The sequence below is a fragment of the Pseudomonas sp. Sample_10 genome (genome assembly GCF_004321495.1).
Classification (GTDB): Bacteria; Pseudomonadota; Gammaproteobacteria; order Pseudomonadales; family Pseudomonadaceae; genus Aquipseudomonas.
The window spans coordinates 1-25,451 of the sequence record NZ_RCOE01000292.1 but is presented as its reverse complement, the minus strand read 5'-3'; the positions used below and the strand labels follow the sequence as shown (position 1 = coordinate 25,451).

General features: G+C 58.1%; 25 protein-coding genes and 2 tRNA genes. 23 read left to right on the top strand and 4 right to left on the bottom strand.

Annotation, left to right across the window (positions count from 1 at the left end; genetic code table 11):
* Positions 1-170: 170 nt before the first annotated feature.
* A complete protein-coding gene (locus tag D8U18_RS27720; protein ID WP_056854952.1) occupies positions 171-938 on the top strand; it encodes an FCD domain-containing protein in 768 nt (255 codons plus the stop codon).
* Positions 939-1,068: 130 nt separating this feature from the next.
* Here the strand turns inward: D8U18_RS27720 and smpB are convergent, their stop codons facing one another.
* The gene (gene smpB / locus D8U18_RS27715) at positions 1,069-1,551 is read right to left on the bottom strand and encodes an SsrA-binding protein SmpB (protein WP_007933497.1); all 483 of its coding nucleotides are present in this window, start codon (positions 1,549-1,551) and stop codon (positions 1,069-1,071) included.
* Positions 1,552-1,669: 118 nt separating this feature from the next.
* Between smpB and D8U18_RS27710 the strand changes: the two genes are divergently transcribed.
* From D8U18_RS27710 to D8U18_RS27700, 3 genes are read left to right on the top strand one after another with little or no spacing between them, the layout of a single operon-like run.
* The gene (locus D8U18_RS27710; protein WP_056854953.1) at positions 1,670-3,073 is read left to right on the top strand and encodes a sodium-dependent transporter; all 1,404 of its coding nucleotides are present in this window, start codon (positions 1,670-1,672) and stop codon (positions 3,071-3,073) included.
* A gap of 7 nt (positions 3,074-3,080) precedes the next feature.
* Complete coding sequence (locus tag D8U18_RS27705; protein ID WP_056854954.1) at positions 3,081-3,515, top strand: type II toxin-antitoxin system RatA family toxin; 435 nt, start codon at positions 3,081-3,083, stop codon at positions 3,513-3,515.
* Complete coding sequence (locus D8U18_RS27700) at positions 3,508-3,822, top strand: RnfH family protein (protein ID WP_056854955.1); 315 nt, start codon at positions 3,508-3,510, stop codon at positions 3,820-3,822. Before D8U18_RS27705 ends, D8U18_RS27700 begins: the two co-directional genes overlap by 8 nt.
* Positions 3,823-3,883: 61 nt before the next feature.
* Here D8U18_RS27700 and D8U18_RS27695 read toward each other — a convergent pair whose 3' ends face one another.
* Positions 3,884-4,411, bottom strand: coding sequence for an outer membrane protein assembly factor BamE (locus D8U18_RS27695; protein ID WP_034148348.1), 528 nt, complete (start codon positions 4,409-4,411; stop codon positions 3,884-3,886).
* A 97-nt stretch (positions 4,412-4,508) separates the two neighbouring features.
* Here D8U18_RS27695 and fur point away from each other — a divergent pair, with 97 nt between their 5' ends.
* Positions 4,509-4,913 (top strand): ferric iron uptake transcriptional regulator, encoded by a 405-nt coding sequence (gene fur, locus D8U18_RS27690; protein ID WP_003197684.1) that lies wholly within the window; start codon positions 4,509-4,511, stop codon positions 4,911-4,913.
* Positions 4,914-4,986: 73 nt separating this feature from the next.
* On the opposite strand, the gene recN is transcribed toward fur, so the two are convergent.
* The gene (recN, locus tag D8U18_RS27685; protein ID WP_130906236.1) at positions 4,987-6,660 is read right to left on the bottom strand and encodes a DNA repair protein RecN; all 1,674 of its coding nucleotides are present in this window, start codon (positions 6,658-6,660) and stop codon (positions 4,987-4,989) included.
* A gap of 240 nt (positions 6,661-6,900) precedes the next feature.
* On the opposite strand from recN, the gene grpE reads away from it, so the two are divergent.
* From grpE to D8U18_RS27640, 8 genes are all read left to right on the top strand, one after another.
* Positions 6,901-7,467, top strand: coding sequence for a nucleotide exchange factor GrpE (grpE, locus tag D8U18_RS27675; RefSeq protein ID WP_131109163.1), 567 nt, complete (start codon positions 6,901-6,903; stop codon positions 7,465-7,467).
* A gap of 103 nt (positions 7,468-7,570) precedes the next feature.
* Positions 7,571-9,487: a molecular chaperone DnaK gene (gene dnaK / locus D8U18_RS27670; RefSeq protein WP_131109161.1), complete on the top strand. Its 1,917-nt coding sequence runs from the start codon at positions 7,571-7,573 to the stop codon at positions 9,485-9,487.
* Positions 9,488-9,785: 298 nt separating this feature from the next.
* On the top strand, positions 9,786-10,910 hold the full coding sequence (gene dnaJ / locus D8U18_RS27665; protein WP_007973132.1) for a molecular chaperone DnaJ: 1,125 nt from the start codon (positions 9,786-9,788) through the stop codon (positions 10,908-10,910).
* A gap of 10 nt (positions 10,911-10,920) precedes the next feature.
* Positions 10,921-11,724, top strand: coding sequence for a 4-hydroxy-tetrahydrodipicolinate reductase (dapB, locus tag D8U18_RS27660; protein ID WP_130906237.1), 804 nt, complete (start codon positions 10,921-10,923; stop codon positions 11,722-11,724).
* A 259-nt stretch (positions 11,725-11,983) separates the two neighbouring features.
* Positions 11,984-13,120, top strand: coding sequence for a glutamine-hydrolyzing carbamoyl-phosphate synthase small subunit (carA, locus tag D8U18_RS27655; RefSeq protein WP_131109159.1), 1,137 nt, complete (start codon positions 11,984-11,986; stop codon positions 13,118-13,120).
* Between the two features lie 117 nt (positions 13,121-13,237).
* A complete protein-coding gene (gene carB, locus D8U18_RS27650; protein ID WP_056854961.1) occupies positions 13,238-16,459 on the top strand; it encodes a carbamoyl-phosphate synthase large subunit in 3,222 nt (1,073 codons plus the stop codon).
* Between the two features lie 2 nt (positions 16,460-16,461).
* The gene (gene greA, locus D8U18_RS27645; protein WP_038861135.1) at positions 16,462-16,938 is read left to right on the top strand and encodes a transcription elongation factor GreA; all 477 of its coding nucleotides are present in this window, start codon (positions 16,462-16,464) and stop codon (positions 16,936-16,938) included.
* A gap of 31 nt (positions 16,939-16,969) precedes the next feature.
* Positions 16,970-17,374: an MFS transporter gene (locus tag D8U18_RS27640; RefSeq protein WP_130906238.1), complete on the top strand. Its 405-nt coding sequence runs from the start codon at positions 16,970-16,972 to the stop codon at positions 17,372-17,374.
* Positions 17,375-17,383: 9 nt separating this feature from the next.
* Here D8U18_RS27640 and D8U18_RS27635 read toward each other — a convergent pair whose 3' ends face one another.
* A complete protein-coding gene (locus D8U18_RS27635) occupies positions 17,384-17,692 on the bottom strand; it encodes a YhbY family RNA-binding protein (RefSeq protein WP_007942889.1) in 309 nt (102 codons plus the stop codon).
* Positions 17,693-17,793: 101 nt separating this feature from the next.
* Between D8U18_RS27635 and rlmE the strand changes: the two genes are divergently transcribed.
* The 10 genes from rlmE to D8U18_RS27585 all read left to right on the top strand — a co-directional run.
* The gene (gene rlmE, locus D8U18_RS27630) at positions 17,794-18,423 is read left to right on the top strand and encodes a 23S rRNA (uridine(2552)-2'-O)-methyltransferase RlmE (RefSeq protein ID WP_056854963.1); all 630 of its coding nucleotides are present in this window, start codon (positions 17,794-17,796) and stop codon (positions 18,421-18,423) included.
* Positions 18,424-18,625: 202 nt separating this feature from the next.
* On the top strand, positions 18,626-20,536 hold the full coding sequence (gene ftsH, locus D8U18_RS27625; protein ID WP_056854964.1) for an ATP-dependent zinc metalloprotease FtsH: 1,911 nt from the start codon (positions 18,626-18,628) through the stop codon (positions 20,534-20,536).
* An 8-nt stretch (positions 20,537-20,544) separates the two neighbouring features.
* Positions 20,545-21,396, top strand: a complete 852-nt coding sequence (folP, locus tag D8U18_RS27620; RefSeq protein WP_131109157.1) for a dihydropteroate synthase — start codon at positions 20,545-20,547, stop codon at positions 21,394-21,396.
* A gap of 16 nt (positions 21,397-21,412) precedes the next feature.
* A complete protein-coding gene (gene glmM, locus D8U18_RS27615) occupies positions 21,413-22,750 on the top strand; it encodes a phosphoglucosamine mutase (protein WP_056854966.1) in 1,338 nt (445 codons plus the stop codon).
* A 66-nt stretch (positions 22,751-22,816) separates the two neighbouring features.
* Complete coding sequence (gene tpiA / locus D8U18_RS27610) at positions 22,817-23,572, top strand: triose-phosphate isomerase (RefSeq protein ID WP_056854967.1); 756 nt, start codon at positions 22,817-22,819, stop codon at positions 23,570-23,572.
* A 4-nt stretch (positions 23,573-23,576) separates the two neighbouring features.
* Positions 23,577-23,960: a preprotein translocase subunit SecG gene (gene secG, locus D8U18_RS27605; protein ID WP_017336473.1), complete on the top strand. Its 384-nt coding sequence runs from the start codon at positions 23,577-23,579 to the stop codon at positions 23,958-23,960.
* 22 nt (positions 23,961-23,982) lie between these two features.
* Positions 23,983-24,068 (top strand) — tRNA-Leu (locus D8U18_RS27600).
* 97 nt (positions 24,069-24,165) lie between these two features.
* Positions 24,166-24,242: transfer RNA gene (locus D8U18_RS27595), tRNA-Met, on the top strand.
* Between the two features lie 138 nt (positions 24,243-24,380).
* Positions 24,381-24,839: a ribosome maturation factor RimP gene (gene rimP / locus D8U18_RS27590; RefSeq protein ID WP_007973115.1), complete on the top strand. Its 459-nt coding sequence runs from the start codon at positions 24,381-24,383 to the stop codon at positions 24,837-24,839.
* 47 nt (positions 24,840-24,886) lie between these two features.
* Positions 24,887-25,451 (top strand): NusA N-terminal domain-containing protein (locus tag D8U18_RS27585; RefSeq protein ID WP_131109155.1); only part of this gene is annotated, 565 nt, incomplete at its 3' end.

Here is a 25,451-nt window from a genome sequence, read left to right as displayed (position 1 = left end):
AAAGCCTTCCACGCGGTGTGTCAATTTGCCGCCCTAAAACTTTTGTCGAATACCGGGACTGCAATGGGCTGCGTTGTGTGGATTCAGGTGCTGTATGGCAGGTGCCGATACGGCGGCAATGGGCCAGAATAGAGCGCCGGCGCGCCGTCGGATCTTGGAGAAGGTGAGTTATGGGGTTTGATCAGATTCGTCAGCGCCGTTTGTCTGACGATATTGTCGAGCAGCTCGAGGGCATGATCCTTGAGGGTACGTTGAAGGCGGGTGAGCGCTTGCCGGCCGAGCGCGCGCTGGCCGAACAGTTCGGTGTTTCACGCCCTTCTTTGCGCGAGGCGATACAAAAGCTGACGGCCAAGGGCTTGCTGGTCAGCCGGCAGGGTGGCGGCAATTACGTGGTGGAGTCGTTGGGCACGACGTTCAGTGACCCTCTACTGCATTTGCTAGAGAGTAATCCCGAGGCTCAGCGCGATCTGCTGGAGTTCCGCCACACTCTGGAAGCGTCCTGTGCGTATTACGCGGCGTTGCGCGCCACGGATGTCGACCGCGAGCGCCTGACCGCCGCGTTCAATGAGTTGCAGGACTGCTATTCGCGTCACGATGAAGTGAGTCGTGCGGAAGAGGGCGCGGCCGATGCGAAATTTCATCTGGCGATCGCCGAGGCCAGTCATAACGCTGTTTTGCTGCACACCATTCGCGGACTGTTCGATTTGCTCAAGCGCAACGTCGTGACCAATATCGGCGGCATGTACAAGCAGCGCACTGAAACTCGCGACATGTTGATCACGCAACACCGAGAGTTGTATCAGGCGATCATCGAGGGGCGGGCCGAACAGGCGAGGGAAGTCTCCAGTCGTCACATTCTGTATGTGCAGGAGGTGTTGGAGGAGGTGCGCCAGGAAGTGCAACGCGTTGCGCGGGCGGAGCGGCGCAAGGGGATGTAGACGGTATGATCGTTCCCACGCTCAGCGTGGGAATGAATCCCGTGACGCTCCGCGTCACAAAGCGGACGCAGAGCGTCCATCGCTGCATTCCCACGCGGAGCGTGGGGAACGATCAACTCAGGCAGAAAAATCAGTCTTCCTTGCCCTTGTTGCGCACCGCACGCTGCAATTCGCGACCGGCGTCGCGCTCGCGCTCGGTGTCGCGCTTGTCGTATTCCTTCTTGCCCTTGCCCAGTGCGATCTCGCACTTGACCATGTGCTTGCTCCAATACCAGGACAGGCACACGCAGGCGTAACCCTTCTGCTGCACAGCGGCGGCGAGCTTCTCCAGCTCGCGTCGGTTGAGCAGCAATTTACGGGTGCGGACCGGATCAGCGATGACGTGGGTGCTGGCCGTCGTCAGGGGCGTAATGTGACTGCCGAGCAGCCAGGCTTCGCCATCCTTGAGCAGCACATAACTGTCAACCAGCTGCAGCTTGCTTGCCCGCAGACTTTTTACTTCCCAGCCGGCCAGGACCAGACCAGCCTCGAACTTATGCTCGATGAAGTAATCGTGTCGCGCCTTTTTGTTCTGCGCGATGGTCCCTGTTGGGTGTTTCTTCTGTTTAGCCATAGGGGCGGCATTATAGGGAGTTGCACGCGAGTCGGCTACGGTGTTGCTACGTGCTTGAGCAGGTTGAGTGAATCCCGGACAATGCGCGCTCTTTTTCGAACGCTTGGGCGTGATAACGATGTCGACAGACAAGGTTTCTGTCCACGGCAGTTGGGCTAGCCGCTGGGTCTTCATACTCGCCGCGACCGGTTCGGCCGTGGGCTTGGGTAGTATCTGGAAATTCCCCTATATGGTTGGCGTCTATGGCGGCGGCGCTTTCGTACTGATGTTCCTGGCCTGTATCGCGCTGATCGGTGTGCCGGTCATGCTCGCAGAAACCCTCATCGGCAGACGCGCCCGGCAGAGTCCGGCCAATGCCCTGAAGGTGCTGGCGCTGGAGGCGGGGCATTCAGCCAAGTGGTCGTGGGGGGCATTCGCCGGGATGATCACGGCGTTGCTGATCCTGTCTTTTTACAGCGTGGTGGGCGGCTGGTCGCTGGACTACATCATCGACATGGGGCGTGGCGACTTCCAGGGCGCGACGCCCGATCAGGTGGGCGCTTACTTCGGCGCGGTGATCGCCGATCCATGGCGGCTGACACTTTGGCACACAGTTTTCATGCTGTTGTCGGCAGTGGTGATTGCCAAGGGTGTGGTTGCCGGGCTTGAGCGCAGCTTGCGGATCATGATGCCCTTGCTGTTCGTGATGGTGATTGTTCTGCTGGGTTACAGCATGACTACCGGGCATTTCATGGAAGGCGTGCATTTCATGTTCGACTTCCATCCGGAAAAAGTCCTCGACGGCTTGCTGCCGGCCATGGGGCACGCATTCTTTTCCCTGAGCGTCGGGGTTGGTTCGATCATGATCTACGGTGCTTATATGCCGAAGAGCTCGTCGATTTCCGGAACCATCGTTGGGGTGGCGCTGCTTGATACCTTTGTTTCCCTGGTGGCTGGTCTGGCGCTGTTTCCGATCGTGTTCGCCGCGGGCCTGAATCCGAGCGAAGGCCCTGGCCTGATGTTTGTCAGCCTGCCATTTGCCTTTGGCAACGTAGCGTTTGGTCAGTTGATGGGCGTAGTGTTCTTCGTTCTGGTCGCGATTGCTGCCTGGAGTTCGGCGATCTCGCTGCTCGAACCGATGGTGGCTTACCTGGTCGAGCGCTCGAAAATCAGTCGCGCCTGGGTCACCTTCTGGCTGGCGTTTACTTGCTGGTTTGTTGGTCTGGGCACAGTGTTTTCCTTCAATATCTGGAAGGAAGCCAAGTTTTTCGTGAACGAAGGCGGGTTGTTCCACCTCTACCAGTGGGGGGCGACAGGCGGCCTCGACTTCTTCGGCGTGATCGATTTCTTCACCTCGCGAATCATGCTGCCACTCGGTGGGTTGTGTTTCGTGGTGTTTGCAGGCTGGGTGATGGGTCGTGACGCGGTGCGTGAAGAGTTGTCGATTCGTAATCCGGCGTTGTTCGCTTTGTCCTTGTTCTTGATGCGCTATGTGGCGCCCATTGGCATTCTCGTAGTGTTTGCCGCCCAGCTCTGGAAGTGACGCTGACATGACGACACACATTTCTCGTTCAGCCCTGCTGCCATATCCGGCGCAAGCGCTTTATGACCTGGTCAACGACGTGGCGCGGTATCCGGAATTCCTCCCATGGTGCTCATCGGCTGAAGTTCTGGAGAGTTCCGCCGAACACATGCGCGCCAGCGTCGGTGTGGCCAAGGGCGGGCTCAGCCAGCATTTCGTGACGCGTAATACCCTGGTCCCCGGTCAGTCGATCGAAATGAACCTTGAAGAAGGGCCGTTCACCCAGTTGCACGGTGTCTGGGTGTTCAAGCCATTGGGCGATAAAGCCTGCAAGATCAGCCTGGACCTGTCGTTTGATTATGCGGGGCCAATTATTCGTGCCACCTTGGGGCCTTTGTTCAACCAGGCGGCCAATACGCTGGTGGATGCATTCTGCCAGCGGGCGAAGCAAATGCATGGTTGAGGTAATGATTGACGTTGAGGTCGTGTACGCCGCTGTAGATCGTCAGGTTCTCATGCCTGTCGCGGTGCCGGAGGGAACGACCATTCGCGCCGCACTGTTGAAATCCGGGATCGGCCAGGTGTTTGCCGAACTGGATCTGGCCGAGTGCCCGGTGGGCATATTCGGCAAGGTGATTGTCGATCCCGATACGCGAGTGGTTCAGTCGGGAGATCGAATCGAGATCTATCGGCCGCTGCTGGCCGATCCCAAGGAAGTTCGGCGACTGCGCGCTGCGAAGGCGGCAGAGGCCAAAGCCAAGAATCAATGAGTGACAAAATGAACAGGCAATAAAAAACCCGGACCAGCCGGGTTTTTTATTGCGTCGCAAATTATTGCGGCGAGGTGTCCAGTGGTTCTGGCGTCGGGACCGGAACGGTTTCTACGCCGTCGACATCCTTTTGAATCTGATCCAGCAACGAACCTGGCTTGACCGGTTTCTCCGGCTTCGGCTTCTCGACGTTTTCTGCCGGAGCGGTGACCGTGGTGCCACTGTCCTTGCCGAGAATCGCTTCATCGCGGCTCACGCCTGGCATGAAATCGCCAGAAAGGCTGACAAGCTGATCATTAGGGTTGAAGATAACGCTAATGCGTTCCTGTTGGCGTTCACCGCCCCCGGGTTGCAGGCTGTACAGGTAATCCCAGCGATCGGCATGGAACGTGTCGGTCAGCAGAGGGTTGCCCATGATAAACCGTACTTGCTTGCGGGTCATTCCCGGGCGTAACTGGTCTATCATGTCCTGCGTGACGACATTGCCCTGCTGGATGTCGATTTTGTAAACCCCGGGGAATGAACAACCGGCGAGTGCGAGCAGTCCCACAAAGGTGAAACTGGTTAGCAAGAGCTTGGTGTTTTGCATCGGTGGGCGACTTCCACTATCTTGGCTGGGACAACGTAAACGCCGATCATACCCGCATTAAGAGAAGCTGCGAAGCAGCATCGCGAGAAAGCTGACCATGGTTGAAAATAGCGAACTACGCAAAGCCGGCCTCAAAGTGACCCTGCCACGGGTCAAGATTCTGCAAATGCTCGATTCCGCCGAGCAACGCCACATGAGCGCTGAAGATGTCTATAAGGCGCTGATGGAGGCTGGCGAGGACGTCGGTCTGGCCACGGTTTACCGTGTACTGACCCAGTTCGAGGCAGCTGGCCTTGTGGTGCGGCACAACTTCGACGGAGGCCATGCGGTCTTCGAACTGGACGACGGCAAGCATCACGACCATATGGTCAACGTCGAAACCAGTGAAGTGATCGAATTCTTCGACGAAGAAATCGAGCGCCTGCAGAAAGCCATCGTCGACAAGTACGGCTTCGAGATGGTTGATCACAATCTGGTGCTGTACGTACGCAAGAAAAAGTAAGCATGTCGCGCGAACCTGGTTCGCGATACGAACGAAGGCGACCTCTGGGTCGCCTTCGTGCTTTCTGCCCGCCTTAAACCTTCGCAGTCACCACCATTTTCTTGGCGTGAGCCAGGGATTCCTTGGTGAGATCGATACCACCCAGCATTCGGGCGACTTCTTCGACTCGATCGTTTTTGCTCAGCTTGGAGACGGCGGTGCGAGTGGCGTCCTCGCCCCGCACTTTGTGCACAAATAGATGTTGGTGCCCCTGCGCAGCCACTTGTGGCAAGTGAGTCACGGTCAGTACCTGTCCGCGCTCGCCAAGTCGACGCAGCAACTGGCCTACAATTTCGGCGGTCGGGCCACCAATGCCTACGTCCACTTCGTCGAACACCAGGGTTGGCACGCGTGATGTTTGTGCGGTAATGACCTGAATCGCCAGGCTGATCCGTGACAGCTCACCGCCAGAGGCCACTTTCGCCAGGGCCTTCAATGGCTGTCCCGGGTTTGCGCTGACCAGCAGTTCTACCTGTTCGAGGCCATTCGGTAAAAGTTCGTTACTGTTGTTGGGGCGAAGCTCGATAGTGAAACGCCCTCCGGGCATGCCCAGGCGCTGGATTTCCTGCTCCACGGCGCTGGCCAGGCTGCTCGATGCCTGGTGGCGCAGATCACTCAGCTCCCGGGCTTTCTCCTGATAATGACGGGCATAGGACGCCAATTCGTCGCTCAGCCGCTCGATGGATTCATCGTTGGCATTCAGGGTTTCGATTTCGTCCAGCAGGCGCTGCTGCATCTCCGCGACCTCGGTGGGCTGGATGCGATGTTTGCGCGCCATGGTGTAGATCGCGTCGAGACGTTCTTCCAGAAACTGAAGGCGGGCCGGGTCGGCATCGAAATTGTCGAGGAAACGGTTTAGCTCGCCCACGGCCTCCTCAACCTGAATCTGTGCACTGGTCAGCAGGCTGCTGGCTTCGCCGAGCGCGCCGATGGAGCTATTCACGCTCGACAGGCGGTTGAGGCTGGCGGTGAGGGCATTCAATACATTGCCGGAATCACTTTCACTGCATTGCTCGACCACCTGCCGGCAGATCCCCAGCAAGGTTTCGGCATTGGTCAGGTTTTTGTGTTCCTGTTCCAGCTGTTCCAGCTCGTTATCACCCAAGCCGAGGTTTTCCAGTTCTTCAAGCTGATAACTGAGCAGTTGGTGGCGGGCGCGTTGCTCATCGCCGGAGTTGGAAAGGCGTTCGAGTTCCTGATGGGTCTGGCGCCAGCGTTGGGCGGCGAGCTGGACCTGGCGGGCGAGATCGGTCGCCCCGGCGTACTCGTCGAGCAGGCGGCGATGGGTGTCGGTCTTGAGCAGGGATTGGTGTTCGTGCTGGCTGTGGATGTCGATCAGCAGTTCGCCCAGCGCCTTGAGGTCGCCGAGCGGGCAGGGCGTACCGTTGATGTAGCCGCGCGAGCGTCCTTCGGCGGTGATCACCCGGCGCAGGATGCACGGGCCGTCGTTCTCGAGATCGCGCTCGGCCAGCCAGGTGCTGGCTTCCGGGATATCAGCCAGGTCGAAGGTGGCGAGGATATCGGCCTTGTCTGCGCCGGGGCGGACCACGCCGCTGTCGGCGCGGTCGCCCAGGGTAAGGCCCAGGGCGTCGAGCATGATCGACTTGCCGGCGCCGGTTTCCCCTGTGATCACGCTCATCCCGCGATCGAGTTCGAGATCGAGATGTTCAACGATGGCGTAGTTGTGTACGGACAGGTGCACCAGCATAAAGGCCGCTCCCAGGCTTTAGGTCTGGTTATTTATACAGTGTTTTGTTTCTGGCTGACAATGCCCTCGCTTAGCTCGTTTCGCTCGATCCGACGAAATCGTTAGCGCAGCAAGGAATACCGATACAAAGCTTTTTGTAGGGTTAATCACGTCTGGCCCCTTGAAGCCGGATTTTGCGGCCCCATATAGCTGGACAGAAGCGCGAGTAGAGCTCGCGGACGATATTGAAAGGAGAATTCTATGGCTGACGAACAGACAGTGGATACGCAAAATCTAGACGCCGATCAGGCTTCTCAAGCTTCGGGTGATGATCTGGCGGCTCGGGTACAAGTGCTCGAAGAGCAGTTGGCCGGCGCACAGGATCAGGCTTTGCGTGTGGCCGCCGATCTGCAGAACGTCCGCCGTCGCGCCGAGCAGGATGTCGAGAAGGCTCACAAGTTCGCGCTGGAAAAGTTCGCCGGTGACCTGCTGCCGATCATCGACAGCCTGGAGCGCGGCCTGGAATTGTCCAGCCCGGATGACGAAAGCATCCGTCCAATGCGCGAAGGCATCGAGCTGACCCTGAAAATGTTCCAGGACACGTTGAAGCGTTATCAGCTGGAAGCCATCGATCCGCATGGCGAACCGTTCAACGCCGTTCTTCATCAGGCGATGGCCATGCAGGAAAGCGCCGATGTCGAGCCGAACAGCGTGCTCAAGGTGTTCCAGAAGGGTTACCAGCTCAATGGCCGCCTGCTGCGCCCGGCAATGGTCGTGGTCAGCAAGGCGCCTGCACCGGTTGCGCCTTCTATTGACGAGCAGGCTTGAAATTAGCCGCAAGGCCCCCATTTAGAAGTCAAGCGTTTAAGTGCTACCGCAGTTAGCCACCACTGCTGCGGCAACCAAATCCAAAAGTTTCGGGAGAGTGAACATGGGCAAAATTATCGGTATCGACCTGGGGACTACCAACTCCTGCGTCTCCGTGCTTGAAAACGGCGTAGCCAAGGTTATTGAAAACGCCGAAGGCGCGCGCACTACGCCGTCGATCATCGCTTACGCCAACGATGGCGAGATTCTGGTCGGCCAGTCCGCCAAGCGTCAGGCAGTGACCAACCCGCACAACACCTTGTACGCGGTAAAACGTCTGATCGGTCGTAAGTTCGACGAAGAAGTCGTGCAGAAAGACATCAAGATGGTTCCGTACAAAATCGCCAAGGCTGACAACGGCGACGCCTGGGTTGAGGTGAACGGCCAGAAAATGGCTCCGCCACAAATCTCGGCTGAAATCCTGAAGAAAATGAAGAAGACCGCCGAAGACTACCTCGGCGAGCCAGTGACCGAAGCGGTGATCACCGTTCCGGCCTACTTCAACGACAGCCAGCGTCAAGCGACCAAAGACGCCGGCCGCATCGCGGGCCTGGACGTAAAACGTATCATCAACGAACCAACCGCGGCTGCTCTGGCTTACGGTATGGACAAGGCCAAGGGCGATCACACCGTGATCGTTTATGACCTGGGTGGCGGTACTTTCGACGTTTCCGTGATTGAAATCGCTGAAGTCGATGGCGAGCACCAGTTCGAAGTGTTGGCCACCAACGGTGACACCTTCCTGGGTGGTGAAGACTTCGACATTCGTCTGATCGACTACCTCGTCGACGAATTCAAGAAAGAAAGCGGCATGAACCTCAAGGGTGATCCGCTGGCCATGCAGCGTCTGAAAGAAGCCGCTGAAAAAGCCAAGATCGAGCTGTCTTCCGCTCAGTCGACCGACGTCAACCTGCCGTACATCACTGCAGATGCCACTGGTCCTAAGCACCTGAACGTGAAGATCTCCCGTGCCAAGCTGGAAGCGCTGGTTGAAGACCTGGTTCAACGCACCATCGAGCCTTGCCGCATCGCGCTGAAAGACTCCGGTATCGACGTTGGCGCGATCAACGACGTGATCCTGGTAGGCGGTCAGACCCGTATGCCGCTGGTTCAGAAGCTGGTGACCGAGTTCTTCGGTAAAGAAGCTCGCAAGGACGTGAACCCGGACGAAGCCGTTGCCATGGGTGCTGCGATTCAGGGCGCCGTTCTGGCTGGTGATGTTAAAGACGTTCTGCTGCTCGACGTCAGCCCGCTGACCCTGGGTATCGAAACCATGGGTGGCGTGATGACCGCGCTGATCGAGAAAAACACCACGATTCCTACCAAGAAATCGCAAGTGTTCTCGACTGCCGACGACAACCAGGGCGCGGTAACCATTCACGTGCTGCAGGGTGAGCGTAAGCAAGCGGCGCAGAACAAGTCCCTGGGCAAGTTCGACCTGGCCGAGATTCCACCAGCACCACGTGGCGTGCCACAAATCGAAGTGACCTTCGACATCGACGCCAACGGCATTCTGCACGTAGGCGCCAAGGACAAGGCCACCGGCAAGACTCAGTCGATCGTGATCAAGGCCAACTCCGGTCTGTCCGACGAAGAGATCGAGCGCATGGTGCGTGATGCCGAAGCTAACGCTGAGGAAGACCGCAAGTTCGAAGAGCTGGCCGCTGCCCGTAACCAGGGCGATGCTCTGGTGCACTCGACGCGCAAAATGGTCGCTGATGCTGGCGACAAGGTGAGCGCTGAAGAGAAGACTGCAATTGAAGCTGCCGTAGTTGCCCTGGAAGCCGCTGTCAAAGGCGACGACAAGGCCGCTATCGAAGCCAAGGTTGAAGAGCTGTCCAAGGTCTCCGCGCCAGTGGCTCAGAAAATGTACGCTGATCAGGCTCAGCCAGCTGAAGGCGCGGCGCCGAAAGACGAACCGGCTGAAAAGGCTGACGACGTTGTCGATGCCGAGTTCGAAGAAGTCAAAGACCACAAGTAAGTTGTTGGTCGCCCGGTTGACTGCCTTCAGGCGGTGACTGGTAGGATGTCGCCGCGCGGGAGCTTGCTCCCGCGTTGGCGTGTCTGGAGTAAGCGAATTTTTACAGCATGCGACAACGCTCGGATGTTGGCGGTATGACCGGAAATGCTCCTGCTTTTCGAGTCGAAAGTACTGCATCGAATCAAAGACCAGGATCGTTGAATTGACGTGAGTTGGGTCCGGGCCTGTATTGGGGCTCAACGAGTTCGGCGGGGCTCAGGAGAGGTTTGCCGAACGTCCTCAAGAGTGCAAATGACTTATGGCAAAGCGTGACTATTACGAAGTATTGGGTGTTGAACGAGGCTCAAGCGAGGCGGACCTGAAAAAGGCCTACCGTCGCCTGGCGATGAAGCACCACCCGGACCGTAATCCCGATGACAAAGCGTCGGAAGAGATGTTCAAGGAGGCCAACGAGGCCTACGAAGTGCTGTCCGACTCCAGCAAGCGCGCGGCGTACGACCAGTACGGCCATGCCGGTGTCGATCCGAGCATGGGCGGCGGCGGCGCCGGTTTCGGCGGTCAGAATTTCTCCGACATCTTTGGCGATGTCTTCAGTGACTTCTTCGGTGGCGGTCGCGGCGGTTCCCGTGGCGGTGCTCAGCGCGGCAGTGATTTGCGCTACACCCTGGAGCTGGACCTGGAAGAAGCGGTGCGCGGCACGACCGTGAATATCCGCGTTCCGACCCTGGTCAACTGCAAGCCATGCGATGGCTCGGGTGCCAAGAAAGGTTCCTCGCCGGTCACTTGCCCGACCTGTGGCGGTATCGGCCAGGTGCGCATGCAGCAAGGCTTCTTCTCGGTGCAGCAGACCTGCCCGCGTTGCCATGGCCAGGGCAAGATCATTTCCGATCCGTGCGATTCCTGCCACGGCGAAGGTCGTGTCGAAGAGTACAAGACCCTGTCGGTGAAAGTGCCGGCCGGTGTCGATACCGGTGACCGCATTCGCCTGTCCGGCGAAGGCGAGGCGGGCGCTCAAGGTGGCCCTACTGGCGACCTTTACGTGGTGATCAATGTGCGTGAGCACTCGATCTTCCAGCGTGATGGCAAGCACCTGTTCTGCGAAGTGCCGATCAGCTTCGTCGACGCGGCGCTGGGTGGCGAGCTGGAAATCCCTACCCTTGATGGTCGGGTCAAGCTGAAGATCCCAGAGGGTACTCAGACCGGCAAGCAGTTCCGTGTTCGTGGCAAGGGTGTTGCGCCTGTGCGTGGCGGTGGTGCCGGTGATCTGATGTGCCGTGTGGCAGTCGAAACCCCGGTCAACCTGAGCCGTCGTCAACGCGAAATGCTCGAAGAGTTCCGCAGTTCCCTGGCTGACGACAACAGCCATTCACCGAAGACCACTGGCTGGTTCGAAGGCGTCAAGCGCTTCTTCGGCGACTTGTAAGGAGACAGGCATGCGACGTATAGCAGTGATGGGCGCCGCCGGGCGCATGGGCAAAACCTTGATCGAAGCCGTGCAGCAAACGCCGGGTGCCGGTTTGACGGCGGCAGTGGATCGCCCGGACAGCACGCTGGTCGGCGCTGATGCTGGTGAGCTGGCTGCGCTGGGGCGGATCGGTGTGCCGTTGTCGGGTGATCTGGATCGTGTTGTCGACGAATTCGACGTGCTGATCGACTTCACTCATCCGACGGTGACCCTGAAAAACCTCGCCTTCTGCCGCAAGCACAACAAGGCGATGATCATTGGCACCACTGGCTTCAGCGTTGAAGAAAAGCAATTGCTGGCGGAAGCGGGCAAGGACATTCCGATCGTCTTTGCGGCCAACTTCAGCGTGGGTGTGAACCTGTGCCTGAAGTTGCTCGACACCGCGGCTCGCGTGCTGGGTGACGATGTCGACATCGAAATCACCGAGGCTCACCACCGGCACAAAGTCGACGCGCCGTCCGGTACGGCGGTGCGCATGGGCGAAGTCATCGCGGATGCCTTGGGTCGTAACCTGAAGGAAGTGGCGGTGTATGGCCGTGAAGGCCAGACCGGTGCGCGCGCTCGCGAAACCATCGGCTTTGCCACTGTGCGCGCTGGCGATATCGTCGGTGATCACACTGTGCTGTTCGCCGCTGAAGGTGAGCGTGTCGAGATTACGCACAAGGCCTCCAGTCGCATGACCTTCGCCAAGGGTGCTGTGCGAGCTGCATTGTGGCTGGATGGGCGCGAGCCTGGTCTTTACGACATGCAAGACGTGCTCGACCTGCGTTAAGATGCACCCGAAATCGGGCTCGTGCACAGCGTTCGAGCCCGGTTTTGTTCCGCCAAGCGACGTCCTGTCGCATTCTCCAGCCTTTAAGGCTCATTGGCGGTAGACCAAAAATGCCTTTTTCTGTAAGCTACAGCTTTAGTGTGTCCACTAAAAGCGCGCAGAATAATTCAGTGAAGAAGCGGGGTGACGTGTCCATACGTCACTCCGCTTTTTTACAACCTGCGATCGCCCTTTCAGGCTTTATTTACGGGAGGTCTTCTTGACTAAGCCAGCCATACTCGCCCTTGCTGATGGCAGCATTTTTCGCGGCGAAGCCATTGGAGCCGACGGTCAAACCGTTGGTGAGGTGGTGTTCAACACCGCAATGACCGGCTATCAGGAAATCCTTACCGATCCTTCCTACGCCCAACAGATCGTTACCCTGACTTACCCGCACATCGGCAACACCGGTACTACTCCGGAAGATGCCGAGTCGAACCGCGTCTGGTCGGCTGGCCTGGTCATTCGCGACCTGCCGCTGGTTGCGAGCAACTGGCGTAACACGATGTCCCTGTCCGACTACCTGAAGGCCAACAACGTTGTGGCCATCGCCGGTATCGACACCCGCCGCCTGACGCGCATCCTGCGTGAAAAAGGCGCGCAGAACGGCTGCATCATGGCCGGTGACAATATTTCCGAAGAAGCCGCTATCGCCGCAGCCCGGGGTTTCCCTGGCCTGAAGGGCATGGACCTGGCAAAAGTCGTCAGCACCAAAGAAAAGTACGAGTGGCGCTCGACTGTCTGGGATCTGAAAACCGACAGCCATGCGACCATCGAAGCTGCCGAGCTGCCGTACCACGTAGTTGCCTACGACTACGGCGTCAAAGTGAACATTCTGCGCATGCTGGTTGAGCGCGGCTGCCGCGTGACCGTGGTGCCTGCTCAGACGCCAGCTGCCGATGTGCTGGCGCTGAAGCCGGACGGCGTGTTCCTGTCCAACGGTCCTGGCGATCCGGAGCCTTGCGACTACGCGATCCAGGCGATCAAGGACGTGCTGGAAACCGAGATCCCGGTCTTCGGTATCTGCCTCGGTCACCAACTGCTGGCCCTGGCCTCCGGCGCCAAGACCCTGAAAATGGGTCACGGCCACCACGGTGCCAACCACCCGGTCCAGGACCTGGATACCGGCGTGGTGATGATCACCAGCCAGAACCACGGCTTTGCGGTAGACGAAGCGACCCTGCCAGCCAACGTTCGCGCGATCCACAAATCGCTGTTCGACGGCACCCTGCAAGGGATCGAGCGTACCGACAAGAGCGCCTTCAGCTTCCAGGGTCACCCGGAAGCCAGCCCTGGCCCGAACGACGTAGCGCCATTGTTCGATCGCTTCATCACTGAGATGTCCAAGCGACGCTGATCGCTCGCCCTGATGCAGCAAAGCCTGAGGGTGGTCCCGAACCGGCGGCCCCCTCAAGGCTTCACAGATTGAACAAGACGGCTTGCCGACTGACCTGCGGATTTGAGTGACAAACCCATGCCAAAACGTACAGACATTAAAAGCATCCTGATTCTCGGCGCTGGCCCGATCGTGATCGGCCAGGCCTGCGAATTCGACTACTCCGGCGCCCAGGCCTGTAAAGCCCTGCGCGAAGAGGGCTACCGCGTCATCCTGGTGAACTCCAACCCGGCTACCATCATGACCGACCCGGCCATGGCCGACGCCACCTACATCGAGCCGATCAAGTGGCAGACCGTTGCCAAGATCATCGAGAAAGAGCGTCCGGACGCGCTGCTGCCGACCATGGGTGGCCAGACCGCTCTGAACTGCGCCCTGGACCTGGAGCGCGAAGGCGTTCTGGAGAAGTTCGGCGTAGAGATGATCGGTGCCAACGCCGACACCATCGACAAGGCTGAAGACCGTTCGCGCTTCGACAAGGCGATGAAATCCATCGGCCTGGCGTGCCCGCGTTCCGGTATCGCCCACAGCATGGAAGAGGCCAACGCGGTCCTCGAGAAGCTCGGCTTCCCGTGCATCATTCGTCCGTCCTTCACCATGGGCGGCACCGGTGGCGGTATCGCTTACAACCGTGAAGAGTTCGAAGAAATCTGTGCCCGTGGTCTGGACCTGTCGCCGACCAAAGAGCTGCTGATCGACGAATCGCTGATCGGCTGGAAAGAATACGAAATGGAGGTTGTCCGCGATAAGAAGGACAACTGCATCATCGTCTGCTCGATCGAAAACTTCGACCCGATGGGCGTGCACACCGGTGACTCGATCACCGTGGCGCCGGCACAGACCCTGACCGACAAGGAATACCAGATCCTGCGTAACGCCTCCCTGGCGGTACTGCGCGAGATCGGTGTGGAAACCGGCGGTTCCAACGTTCAGTTCGGTATCTGCCCGAACACCGGCCGCATGGTCGTGATCGAGATGAACCCGCGAGTATCCCGTTCCTCGGCACTGGCTTCGAAAGCCACCGGTTTCCCTATCGCCAAGGTCGCGGCCAAACTGGCTGTGGGCTACACCCTCGACGAGCTGTCGAACGACATCACCGGCGGCAAGACCCCGGCGTCCTTCGAACCGTCCATCGACTACGTCGTGACCAAGCTGCCACGTTTCGCTTTCGAGAAATTCTCCAAGGCTGACGCGCGCCTGACCACTCAGATGAAGTCGGTGGGTGAAGTCATGGCCATCGGCCGTACCTTCCAGGAGTCCCTGCAGAAAGCCCTGCGCGGTCTGGAAGTCGGCGTGTGCGGTCTGGACGAGAAGGTTGACCTGCGCAACCCGGAAAGCATGAGCATCCTCAAGCGCGAACTGACCGTGCCGGGCGCCGAGCGCATCTGGTACGTGGCGGACGCCATGCGCGCCGGCATGAGTGTTGAAGACATCTTCGGCATGACCATGATCGATCCTTGGTTCCTGGTGCAGATGGAAGATCTGATCAAGGACGAAGAGAAGGTCAAGACCCTGGGCCTGACCAGCATCGACCGTGACCTGATGTTCCGCCTCAAGCGCAAAGGCTTCTCCGACATGCGTCTGGCCAAGCTGCTGGGTGTGACCGAGAAGGCCCTGCGTGCTCACCGTCACAAGCTGGAAATCTTCCCGGTCTACAAGCGCGTCGACACCTGCGCCGCCGAGTTCGCCACCGATACCGCGTACCTGTACTCGACGTACGAAGAAGAGTGCGAAGCCGCGCCGTCGGGTCGCGACAAGATCATGATCCTGGGCGGCGGTCCGAACCGTATCGGCCAGGGCATCGAGTTCGACTACTGCTGCGTACACGCGGCACTGGCCCTGCGCGATGACGGTTACGAGACCATCATGGTCAACTGCAACCCGGAAACCGTTTCCACCGATTACGACACCTCCGATCGCCTGTACTTCGAGCCAGTGACCCTGGAAGACGTGCTGGAAATCGTTCGCGTCGAGAAGCCGAAAGGCGTGATCGTCCAGTACGGCGGCCAGACCCCGCTGAAGCTGGCCCGCGCCCTGGAAGCCGCCGGCGTGCCGATCATCGGCACCAGCCCTGACGCCATCGACCGTGCCGAAGACCGCGAGCGCTTCCAGCAGATGGTCCAGCGCCTGAACCTGCGTCAGCCGCCAAACGCCACCGTGCGCAGCGAAGACGAAGCGATTCGTGCCGCCGCCAAGATCGGTTACCCGCTGGTGGTGCGTCCGTCCTACGTATTGGGCGGCCGTGCGATGGAAATCGTCTACGAAGAAGAAGAACTCAAGCGCTACCTGCGCGAGGCGGTTCAAGTGTCCAACGACAGCCCGGTGCTGCTGGACCACTTCCTCAACTGCGCCATCGAAATGGACGTGGATGCGGTCTGCGACGGCAAAGACGTGGTGATCGGTGCGATCATGCAGCACATCGAACAGGCGGGCGTTCACTCCGGTGACTCCGCGTGCTCGCTGCCGCCGTACTCGCTGCCGGCACACATCCAGGACGAGATGCGCGAGCAGGTCAAGAAAATGGCCCTGGAACTGGGCGTGGTCGGCCTGATGAACGTACAGCTGGCGCTGCAAGGCGAAGACATCTACGTCATCGAAGTCAACCCGCGTGCTTCCCGCACCGTGCCGTTCGTGTCCAAGTGCATCGGTGTTTCCCTGGCGATGATCGCAGCACGCGTGATGGCCGGTAAAACCCTGCAAGAACTGGGTTTCACCAAGGAAATCATTCCGAACTTCTACAGCGTGAAAGAGGCGGTGTTCCCGTTCGCCAAATTCCCAGGGGTTGACCCGATCCTCGGCCCTGAGATGAAGTCGACCGGCGAAGTGATGGGCGTGGGCGATACCTTTGGTGAGGCGTTCGCCAAAGCCCAGATGGGTGCCAGCGAAGTGCTGCCGACCGGCGGTACTGCGTTCATCAGCGTGCGTGACGACGACAAGCCACTGGTTGCGGGCGTGGCCCGTGATCTGATCAACTTGGGCTTCGAAGTGGTCGCCACTGCCGGTACTGCCAAGCTGATTGAAGCCGCAGGCCTGAAGGTGCGCCGCGTGAACAAGGTGACCGAGGGTCGTCCGCACGTGGTCGACATGATCAAGAATGACGAAGTCACGCTGATCATCAACACCACCGAAGGTCGTCAGTCGATCGCTGACTCCTATTCCATTCGTCGCAATGCCCTGCAGCACAAGATTTACTGCACCACCACCATTGCTGCTGGCGAAGCTATTTGCGAAGCGCTGAAGTTCGGTCCCGAAAAGACCGTGCGCCGCTTGCAGGATCTACACGCAGGATTGAAGGCATGAGCATAACGAAGTACCCAATGACCGTTCAGGGCGCTCGCGCCCTGGAAGAAGAACATGCTCACCTGACCAAGGTCGTTCGTCCGAAGCTCAGCCAGGACATCGGTACGGCCCGCGAGTTGGGTGATTTGAAGGAAAACGCCGAATACCATGCTGCCCGCGAGCAGCAGGGTATGGTCGAGGCGCGGATACGTGACATTGAAGGCCGGATTCAGAACCAGGTCATCATCGATGTCACGACCATTCCTCACACCGGCAAGGTCATCTTCGGCACCACCGTTGAAATCGCCAACGTCGAGACTGATGAAAGCGTCACTTACCACATCGTGGGTGAGGATGAGGCTGACTTCAAACTCGGCAAGATTTCTGTCGGCTCGCCCTTGGCCCGTGCCTTGATCGGCAAGGAAGAGGGCGATGTGGTCGCGGTGAAAACGCCAAGCGGCGTTATCGAGTACGAGATTGTCGAAGTTCGCCACATCTAATAAAGGCAAGCGCCCGCTCCGTGCGGGCGCCATGCTTTGGCAGTTGACCCAGATGTTGTGGGTCGGTGGCTTGTGGCTGTTGCACATCGGTCTGCTGCCGGTGCTGGACCGTATAGGTCTGGCGCCGCTGCTGATCGACGAAATCGCAGGCATGCTGAATGCGCTGATGATCGGCTTTGCCGCAGCGTGTGTGATTTTTCAGGCTCTGGTGCTGATTCAGGCCGAGGGTCTTTTCAGTCTCTGGCTTGATATTCGTGGGCAACTGCTGTTGATGGCGCTATATGCGTGTGCGATGTTCATCGCTGTGCGTATCGGTTGGCCGGATGCGATCCGTTGGCAGGCGTTCAGCTATCTGGTGTTGGGCTTTTCCGGGCTGGTCCTGGTATTGCAGCCGGTGCCGGGATGGAGTGGCAGGGTGCGCGAAGCACACCCGTGACCCTTGTCATCACTTGAAGCGATGAACGTTCGACAGCTGCTTGTTGACGCTGAAGTTCTTGCGGTAAATCAGCGCCATCTTGCCGATGACCTGAACCAGATCCGCTTTGCCGACCTTGCACAGTTCAGCAATGGACGCCAGACGCGATTCGCGATCGAGGATATTGAGCTTGATCTTGATCAGTTCGTGATCCGCCAGTGCGCGTTCAAGCTCGGCTAATACACCTTCAGTCAAACCGTTGTCTGCCACAATCAGAACTGGTTTCAGATGGTGGCCAATGGATTTGTATTGTTTCTTCTGCTCTTGAGTGAGCGGCATAATCTGACCCTTTCGTCTGGATTCTGTAAAATGGCGGCCATTTTACCCGAGGGCTCGTGGATCCGCCCAATTAATCACGACCCTTATCAACGAGGTGCCCAATGGCGCGTTCCAAGACAAGCCTTGGTTGGCTGAAAAGACATGTCAACGATCCCTATGTGAAGCAGGCGCAGAAGGATGGCTACCGCTCGCGTGCGAGTTACAAACTTCTGGAGATCCAGGAGAAATACAAGCTGATCCGCCCTGGCATGAGCGTTGTCGACCTGGGCGCGGCGCCCGGTGGCTGGTCGCAGGTCACCAGCCGGCTGATTGGTGGCCAGGGGCGTCTGATCGCCTCGGATATTCTGGAAATGGACAGCATTCCGGATGTGACCTTCATCCAGGGTGACTTCACCCAGGACGAAGTGCTTGCCCGGATCCTTGAGGCCGTCGGTAATTCGCAGGTGGACCTTGTGATTTCCGATATGGCCCCCAATATGAGTGGTACGCCCGAAGTGGATATGCCCAAGGCCATGTTTCTTTGTGAGCTGGCTCTTGATCTGGCGGAGCGGATACTCAAGCCCGGTGGTAATTTCGTGATCAAGATTTTTCAGGGTGAAGGGTTCGATTCTTATCTGAAGGATGCTCGCAAGAAATTCGACAAGATCCAGATGATCAAGCCAGACTCTTCCCGCGGCAGTTCCCGCGAGCAATACATGTTGGCTTGGGGTTACTGCGGGCGTAGTGAGTAAAACGAGGTTTTTTCGCGGGGTGATAGGTTTTTCGTATTTCGCCCCGAGCGCTTTAGCGAATATTGTGTAGAAAGTGTTTCACAAAGGGTTACAGACGGCGCCTGCCAGAGTCGTAGGTAATGTAGTAAGTTAGGCCGGTGAATATCATGCGAAGCGCGCGCCACCAGCGGCGCTTGCTTCAGAGGGTAGTTAATTGAACGATATGGCAAAGAATCTGATCCTGTGGTTGATCATCGCGGCAGTCCTGGTGACGGTGATGAACAACTTCTCCAGCCCTAACGAGCCGCAGACCCTCAACTATTCCGACTTCATCCAGCAGGTCAAGGATGGCAAGGTCGAGCGCGTAGCCGTTGATGGCTACGTCATCACCGGCAAACGCACCGATGGCGACAGCTTCAAGACCATTCGTCCGGCAATTCAGGACAACGGTCTGATCGGCGACCTGGTGGATAACCATGTTGTAGTCGAAGGCAAGCAGCCGGAACAGCAAAGCATCTGGACCCAGCTCCTGGTCGCCAGCTTCCCGATCCTCGTGATCATCGCCGTGTTCATGTTCTTCATGCGGCAGATGCAGGGCGGTGCCGGTGGCAAGGGCGGGCCGATGAGCTTCGGCAAGAGCAAGGCGCGCCTGCTCTCCGAAGATCAGGTGAAAACCACGCTGGCTGACGTTGCCGGTTGCGACGAAGCCAAGGAAGAAGTGGGCGAGCTCGTCGAGTTCCTGCGTGATCCGGGCAAGTTCCAGCGCCTGGGTGGTCGTATTCCTCGCGGCGTGCTGATGGTCGGTCCTCCGGGTACCGGTAAAACCTTGCTGGCCAAGGCGATTGCCGGTGAAGCCAAAGTGCCGTTCTTCACCATTTCCGGTTCCGACTTCGTCGAAATGTTCGTCGGTGTTGGTGCCAGCCGCGTTCGCGATATGTTCGAACAGGCCAAGAAGCACGCGCCATGCATCATCTTCATCGACGAAATCGACGCCGTCGGTCGTCACCGTGGTGCCGGCATGGGCGGTGGTCATGACGAGCGCGAGCAGACTCTCAACCAGTTGCTGGTAGAGATGGACGGCTTCGAAATGAATGACGGCATCATCGTGATTGCCGCAACCAACCGTCCAGATGTACTCGACCCTGCGCTGCTGCGTCCGGGCCGTTTCGACCGTCAGGTTGTGGTTGGTCTGCCGGATATCCGTGGTCGTGAGCAGATTCTTAAGGTCCACATGCGCAAAGTGCCGATGGGTGACGACGTCGCCCCGGCGGTGATCGCTCGTGGCACGCCTGGTTTCTCCGGTGCTGACCTGGCCAACCTGGTCAACGAAGCGTCGTTGTTCGCTGCCCGGGCCGGCAAGCGCATCGTCGAGATGAAAGAGTTCGAACTGGCCAAAGACAAGATCATGATGGGTGCCGAGCGCAAATCCATGGTCATGTCCGAGAAAGAAAAGCAGAACACCGCTTATCACGAAGCCGGCCACGCCATCGTTGGTCGCGTCGTGCCTGAGCATGATCCGGTCTACAAGGTCTCGATTATCCCGCGCGGTCGTGCGCTGGGTGTGACCATGTTCCTTCCGGAAGAAGATCGCTACAGCCTGTCCAAGCGCGCGCTCATCAGCCAGATCTGCTCGCTCTACGGCGGCCGTATCGCTGAAGAAATGACCCTGGGCTTCGATGGCGTCACCACGGGTGCCTCCAATGACATCATGCGCGCCAGCCAGATTGCGCGAAACATGGTGACCAAGTGGGGTCTTTCCGAGAAGCTCGGTCCATTGATGTACGCCGAAGAAGAGGGTGAAGTGTTCCTCGGTCGCGGTGGTGGTGGTCAGAGTGCCAGCTTCTCCGGTGAGACAGCCAAACTGATCGACTCCGAGGTGCGCAGCATCATTGACCAGTGCTACGGTACGGCCAAGCAGATCCTTACGGATAACCGTGACAAGCTCGATGCCATGGCCGATGCACTGATGAAGTATGAAACGATTGATGCCGAGCAGATCGACGACATCATGGCCGGTCGTACACCTCGCGAACCGCGGGACTGGTCTGGTGGCACCGGTGCATCCGGCACGCCTCCAGCAGTACAGGGCGAGCGTCCGGAAACACCTATCGGCGGTCCGGCTGCTGACGTTTAAGGTTTGAAATGACTTCTGTTCAGTCCTCGACCCGGTTGCCTTGCGGCAACCGGGTTCTTGATTTGGCCCAGACGCATGTCATGGGTATTCTCAATGTCACCCCTGATTCGTTCTCCGATGGCGGCCAGTACAGCCAGCTCGATGCGGCCTTGCGCCATGCCGAGGCGATGGTGGCTGCTGGCGCGACGCTTATTGATGTCGGTGGTGAATCGACCCGGCCGGGCGCCAGGGCGGTTTCGCCGCTGGAGGAGCTGGAACGTGTAGCGCCGGTCGTCGAGCGGATTCATCGCGAGCTTGATGTGATTATCTCGGTTGACACCTCGACTCCCGCCGTCATGCGTGAAACCGCGCGACTGGGAGCCGGCTTGATCAACGATGTACGCTCGTTGCGTCGCGATGGTGCCCTGGATGCAGCCGCTGCGACCGGCTTGCCCGTGTGTCTGATGCATATGCTCGGTGAGCCGGGCGACATGCAGGACAATCCGCACTACCTGGACGTCACGAGAGAAGTGGGCGAGTTTCTCGCCGAGCGGATGGTCCAGTGTGAGGCGGCGGGCATAGCCAGCGATAAGATCATTCTCGATCCTGGCTTTGGCTTCGCAAAGACCTTGCAGCACAACCTGAGCTTGTTCAAACATATGGATACCTTGCATGCCTTGGGGCGCCCCCTGTTGGTTGGGGTTTCGCGAAAAAGCATGATAGGGCAGGCGTTGAATCGTCCGGTAGGTGAGCGCCTGTATGGCGGTCTTGCCCTCGCGGCGCTGGCTTCACATAAAGGTGCGCGTATATTGCGCGTCCACGATGTAGCCGAAACAGTCGATGTGGTGAGGATGATCGCCGCAGTGGAATCAGCCGAATAAGAATGATGGAGCGTTTATGAGTAGGAAATATTTTGGTACTGACGGCATTCGTGGTCGAGTCGGTGAATACCCGATTACTCCTGACTTCATGCTCAAGCTCGGCTGGGCCGCGGGAATGGCGTTCCGCAAGATGGGCGCTTGCAAGGTGCTGGTCGGCAAGGACACCCGGATCTCAGGGTACATGTTTGAGTCGGCACTAGAGGCGGGCCTGACTTCTGCGGGCGCCGATGTGATGCTTCTGGGGCCGATGCCGACTCCCGCTATCGCTTACTTGACGCGTACGTTCCATGCAGAAGCCGGTATCGTGATCAGTGCATCGCACAATCCTCATGACGACAACGGCATCAAGTTTTTCTCCGGCAAAGGCACCAAGTTGCCGGATGAAGTTGAGCAGATGATCGAAGAACTGCTGGACACGCCCATGACAGTGGTTGAGTCGAGCAAGATCGGCAAGGTCACGCGCATCAACGACGCCTCGGGTCGTTATATCGAGTTCTGCAAGAGCAGTGTGCCTACGGGGACCAGTTTTGCAGGGCTGAAAATCGTTCTCGACTGTGCCCATGGTGCGACTTACAAAGTGGCGCCGAGCGTGTTTCGCGAACTGGGCGCAGATGTCGTCGTCCTGTCTGCGCAACCCAACGGCTTGAACATCAATGAAAATTGCGGTTCGACCCACATGGGGCAGTTGCAGGCTGCTGTGCTGGCTGAGCACGCCGACTTGGGAATTGCATTCGATGGTGATGGTGACCGTGTTTTGATGGTCGATCACACCGGCACTGTCGTCGATGGTGACGAGCTGCTTTACATTATCGCCCGCGACCTGCATGAGCGTGACAAGCTTCAGGGTGGAGTGGTCGGGACGTTGATGAGTAATCTGGGGCTGGAATTGGCCCTGGCGGACCTGGCGATTCCATTTGTACGTGCCAACGTCGGCGATCGATATGTAATCGCTGATCTGCTGGAGCGCAATTGGTTGGTTGGCGGCGAGAACTCGGGCCATATCGTTTGCTTCAGTCACACCACTACGGGTGATGCGATCATCGCCGCGCTGCAGGTTCTGATGGCGCTCAAGACTCGCTCCGAGAGTCTGGCGCAGTCGCGTCAAGCGCTGCGCAAGTGCCCTCAAGTGTTGATCAATGTGCGGTTTGGTGGAGGAGCTAGCCCGCTTGATCATCCTTCGGTGAAGCAGGCAAGCGAACGCGTCACAAGCGCTATGGCCGGGAGAGGCCGTGTGCTGTTGCGCAAGTCGGGAACAGAGCCTTTGGTGCGCGTCATGGTCGAAGGCGAAGACGAAACGCAGGTTCGTGGTTACGCCGAAGAGCTGGCAAAACTGGTAAGTGAAGTTTCTGCCTGAATTCGGCTTGCCAGCCTTGATTGTGTTGGGTAACATCTGCGCCCACTTTGACCGACGAGGTACAGCATGCGTCGCCCTATGGTAGCTGGTAACTGGAAGATGCACGGTACCCGCGCCAGCGTCGCTGAGCTGATCAACGGCCTTCGTGACTTGGCCTTGCCGAGCGGTGTTGATGTAGCGGTATTCCCGCCTTTGTTGCATGTCAGCCAAGTGGTTGATGGCTTGAAAGGAAAGTCGATTTCGATCGGCGCGCAGAATTCTGCAGTGGAATCCGGGCAAGGTGCACTGACCGGCGAGGTCTCGCCAAGTCAGTTGGTGGATGCAGGTTGTTCCCTGGTGCTTGTCGGGCACTCCGAGCGTCGCCAGATTATGGGCGAGCAGGACGCAACGCTGATCCGCAAGTTCGCAGCGGCACAGGCAAGCGGCTTGATTCCGGTGTTGTGTGTAGGGGAGACCCTCGAGCAGCGCGAAGCGGGGAAGACCGTTGAGGTTGTCTCGCGTCAGCTGAGCAGCATCATCGACGAGCTGGGTGTCGGTGTTTTTGCAAGCGCAGTAATTGCTTACGAGCCGGTCTGGGCCATTGGTACCGGGCTGACTGCTTCGCCGCAACAGGCGCAGGATGTGCATGCAGCCATTCGTGCCCAGTTGGCGGCAGAAAATTCTGAAGTCGCACAAGGTGTGCGGCTTCTATACGGCGGCAGCGTGAAGGCGGCCAATGCGGTCGAACTGTTCGGCATGCCGGATATCGATGGAGGCCTCATTGGTGGGGCTTCCCTGAATGCAGATGAGTTCGGTGCGATTTGTCGCGCCGCGGGAAACTGAAAAAATGCTGGAAACAGTCGTAGTCGTTTTTCATCTGCTGGGTGCATTGGGCGTAGTTGCTCTCGTATTGCTGCAGCAGGGTAAAGGTGCGGATGCTGGCGCGTCTTTCGGAGCAGGTGCTTCAAATACTGTGTTCGGAAGCCAAGGTTCCTCTACCTTTCTTAGTAAGTTTACTGCTATACTTGCCGCAGGTTTTTTCATAACCAGCTTGGGGTTAGGTTACTTTGCTAAAGAGAAGGCTCACCAGCTGACTCAAGTAGGTCTCCCAAACCCGGCGGTACTGGAAGTTCCAAAGCAACAACCGGCTTCTGATGATGTCCCGGTGCTTCAAGAGCAAAAGTCGGCTACTCCAGCGACTGACGTGCCTCCAGCTCAAGAGCAGAAGTAAGAAGAGTTTCAAACGTAGTATTGCCGAGGTGGTGGAATTGGTAGACACGCAACCTTGAGGTGGTTGTGCCCATAGGGTGTAGGGGTTCGAGTCCCCTTCTCGGTACCAATTAGTCAGGAGAGCCCGCAGTTGCGGGCTTTCTTGCAGGTGGAAGGTTACATTGACCCTGTAGGGGATCGGTCGTATACTTCCGCCCCAGCTTTGTCGCGGGGTGGAGCAGTCTGGTAGCTCGTCGGGCTCATAACCCGAAGGTCGTCGGTTCAAATCCGGCCCCCGCAACCAGTTTAAGGAGCCCCTTTTAAGGGGCTTTTTGTTAGCTGGACACTTTCAACGCCGCTGTTCGACGGCGTTTCAAGGATGGGCGTTTCGCCCATTTTTTTATTTTGCATAGCATGCACATACATGCACTAGGGGGTTCAGGTGTCGAGCAAGCTAGAAGAGTTGCAGGCCTTGCTGGCCCCGGTGGTCGTGGCCCTAGGCTATGAATGCTGGGGTATTGAGTTTTCGGCCCAGGGTCGCCACTCAATGTTGCGCGTTTATATCGATAAAGAGGGTGGCGTGCTGGTGGACGATTGCGCCATTGTCAGCCGTCAAATCAGCGGTGTGCTGGATGTTGAAGATCCAATCTCCGTTGAATACACCCTTGAAGTTTCCTCGCCTGGCATGGAACGCCCACTGTTCACTCTTGAGCAGTTTGCAAAATTTGCCGGTGAACAAGTGAAGATCAAGCTGCGCTCGCCTTTTGAAGGTCGACGCAACTTTCAGGGCCTTCTGCGCGGTGTAGAAGAGCAGGACGTCGTGGTGCAGGTTGAAGACCATGAGTTCCTGTTGCCGATCGATATGATCGACAAGGCCAACATTATTCCCAGTTTTGACTGAGACGCGGATCCCGCGGATCCAATGGCTTGCGAAAGGCGAGGCGTACGATGAGCAAAGAAGTACTGCTGGTTGTTGAGTCGGTATCCAACGAAAAGGGTGTACCGGCAAACGTAATTTTTGAAGCGCTGGAGCTGGCCTTGGCCACTGCTACCAAAAAGCGTTTCGAGGACGAAGTTGATCTGCGTGTGGAAATCAATCGCCACACCGGTGCTTATGAGACTTTCCGTCGCTGGACGGTCGTCGAAGAAGCAGACCTGGACGATCCGGCCATTGAAACCTGGCCGAGCAAGGTTGCAGAGACGCATCCTGGTGCCAAGGTCGGTGACGTCGTAGAAGAAAAAATCGAGTCCATCGAATTTGGTCGCATCGCTGCACAGACTGCCAAGCAAGTCATCGTGCAGAAGGTTCGCGAAGCCGAACGCGCTCAGGTTGTTGACGCTTACCGCGAACGCCTGGGTGAAATCATCTCCGGCACCGTGAAGAAAGTGACCCGCGACAACGTGATCGTCGACCTGGGTAACAACGCCGAAGCGTTGCTGGCCCGCGAAGACATCATCTCTCGCGAAACCTTCCGGGTTGGCGTGCGTCTGCGTGCGCTGCTCAAGGAAATCC

Excerpts from the sequence above, each read along its gene's own strand:
- tpiA (WP_056854967.1), top strand. The coding sequence starts at position 22,817 with ATGCGTCGCCCTATGGTAGCTGGTAACTGGAAGATGCACGGTACCCGC.
- recN (WP_130906236.1), bottom strand. The coding sequence starts at position 6,660 with ATGCTGGTGCACCTGTCCGTACACAACTACGCCATCGTTGAACATCTC.
- dapB (WP_130906237.1), top strand. The coding sequence starts at position 10,921 with ATGCGACGTATAGCAGTGATGGGCGCCGCCGGGCGCATGGGCAAAACC.
- ftsH (WP_056854964.1), top strand. The coding sequence starts at position 18,626 with ATGGCAAAGAATCTGATCCTGTGGTTGATCATCGCGGCAGTCCTGGTG.
- dnaK (WP_131109161.1), top strand. The coding sequence starts at position 7,571 with ATGGGCAAAATTATCGGTATCGACCTGGGGACTACCAACTCCTGCGTC.
- smpB (WP_007933497.1), bottom strand. The coding sequence starts at position 1,551 with ATGGCTAAACAGAAGAAACACCCAACAGGGACCATCGCGCAGAACAAA.
- secG (WP_017336473.1), top strand. The coding sequence starts at position 23,577 with ATGCTGGAAACAGTCGTAGTCGTTTTTCATCTGCTGGGTGCATTGGGC.
- folP (WP_131109157.1), top strand. The coding sequence starts at position 20,545 with ATGACTTCTGTTCAGTCCTCGACCCGGTTGCCTTGCGGCAACCGGGTT.
- carB (WP_056854961.1), top strand. The coding sequence starts at position 13,238 with ATGCCAAAACGTACAGACATTAAAAGCATCCTGATTCTCGGCGCTGGC.
- dnaJ (WP_007973132.1), top strand. The coding sequence starts at position 9,786 with ATGGCAAAGCGTGACTATTACGAAGTATTGGGTGTTGAACGAGGCTCA.
- D8U18_RS27700 (WP_056854955.1), top strand. The coding sequence starts at position 3,508 with ATGGTTGAGGTAATGATTGACGTTGAGGTCGTGTACGCCGCTGTAGAT.
- D8U18_RS27705 (WP_056854954.1), top strand. The coding sequence starts at position 3,081 with ATGACGACACACATTTCTCGTTCAGCCCTGCTGCCATATCCGGCGCAA.
- fur (WP_003197684.1), top strand. The coding sequence starts at position 4,509 with ATGGTTGAAAATAGCGAACTACGCAAAGCCGGCCTCAAAGTGACCCTG.
- D8U18_RS27710 (WP_056854953.1), top strand. The coding sequence starts at position 1,670 with ATGTCGACAGACAAGGTTTCTGTCCACGGCAGTTGGGCTAGCCGCTGG.
- grpE (WP_131109163.1), top strand. The coding sequence starts at position 6,901 with ATGGCTGACGAACAGACAGTGGATACGCAAAATCTAGACGCCGATCAG.
- rlmE (WP_056854963.1), top strand. The coding sequence starts at position 17,794 with ATGGCGCGTTCCAAGACAAGCCTTGGTTGGCTGAAAAGACATGTCAAC.
- D8U18_RS27640 (WP_130906238.1), top strand. The coding sequence starts at position 16,970 with ATGCTTTGGCAGTTGACCCAGATGTTGTGGGTCGGTGGCTTGTGGCTG.
- glmM (WP_056854966.1), top strand. The coding sequence starts at position 21,413 with ATGAGTAGGAAATATTTTGGTACTGACGGCATTCGTGGTCGAGTCGGT.
- D8U18_RS27720 (WP_056854952.1), top strand. The coding sequence starts at position 171 with ATGGGGTTTGATCAGATTCGTCAGCGCCGTTTGTCTGACGATATTGTC.
- D8U18_RS27695 (WP_034148348.1), bottom strand. The coding sequence starts at position 4,411 with ATGCAAAACACCAAGCTCTTGCTAACCAGTTTCACCTTTGTGGGACTG.
- D8U18_RS27635 (WP_007942889.1), bottom strand. The coding sequence starts at position 17,692 with ATGCCGCTCACTCAAGAGCAGAAGAAACAATACAAATCCATTGGCCAC.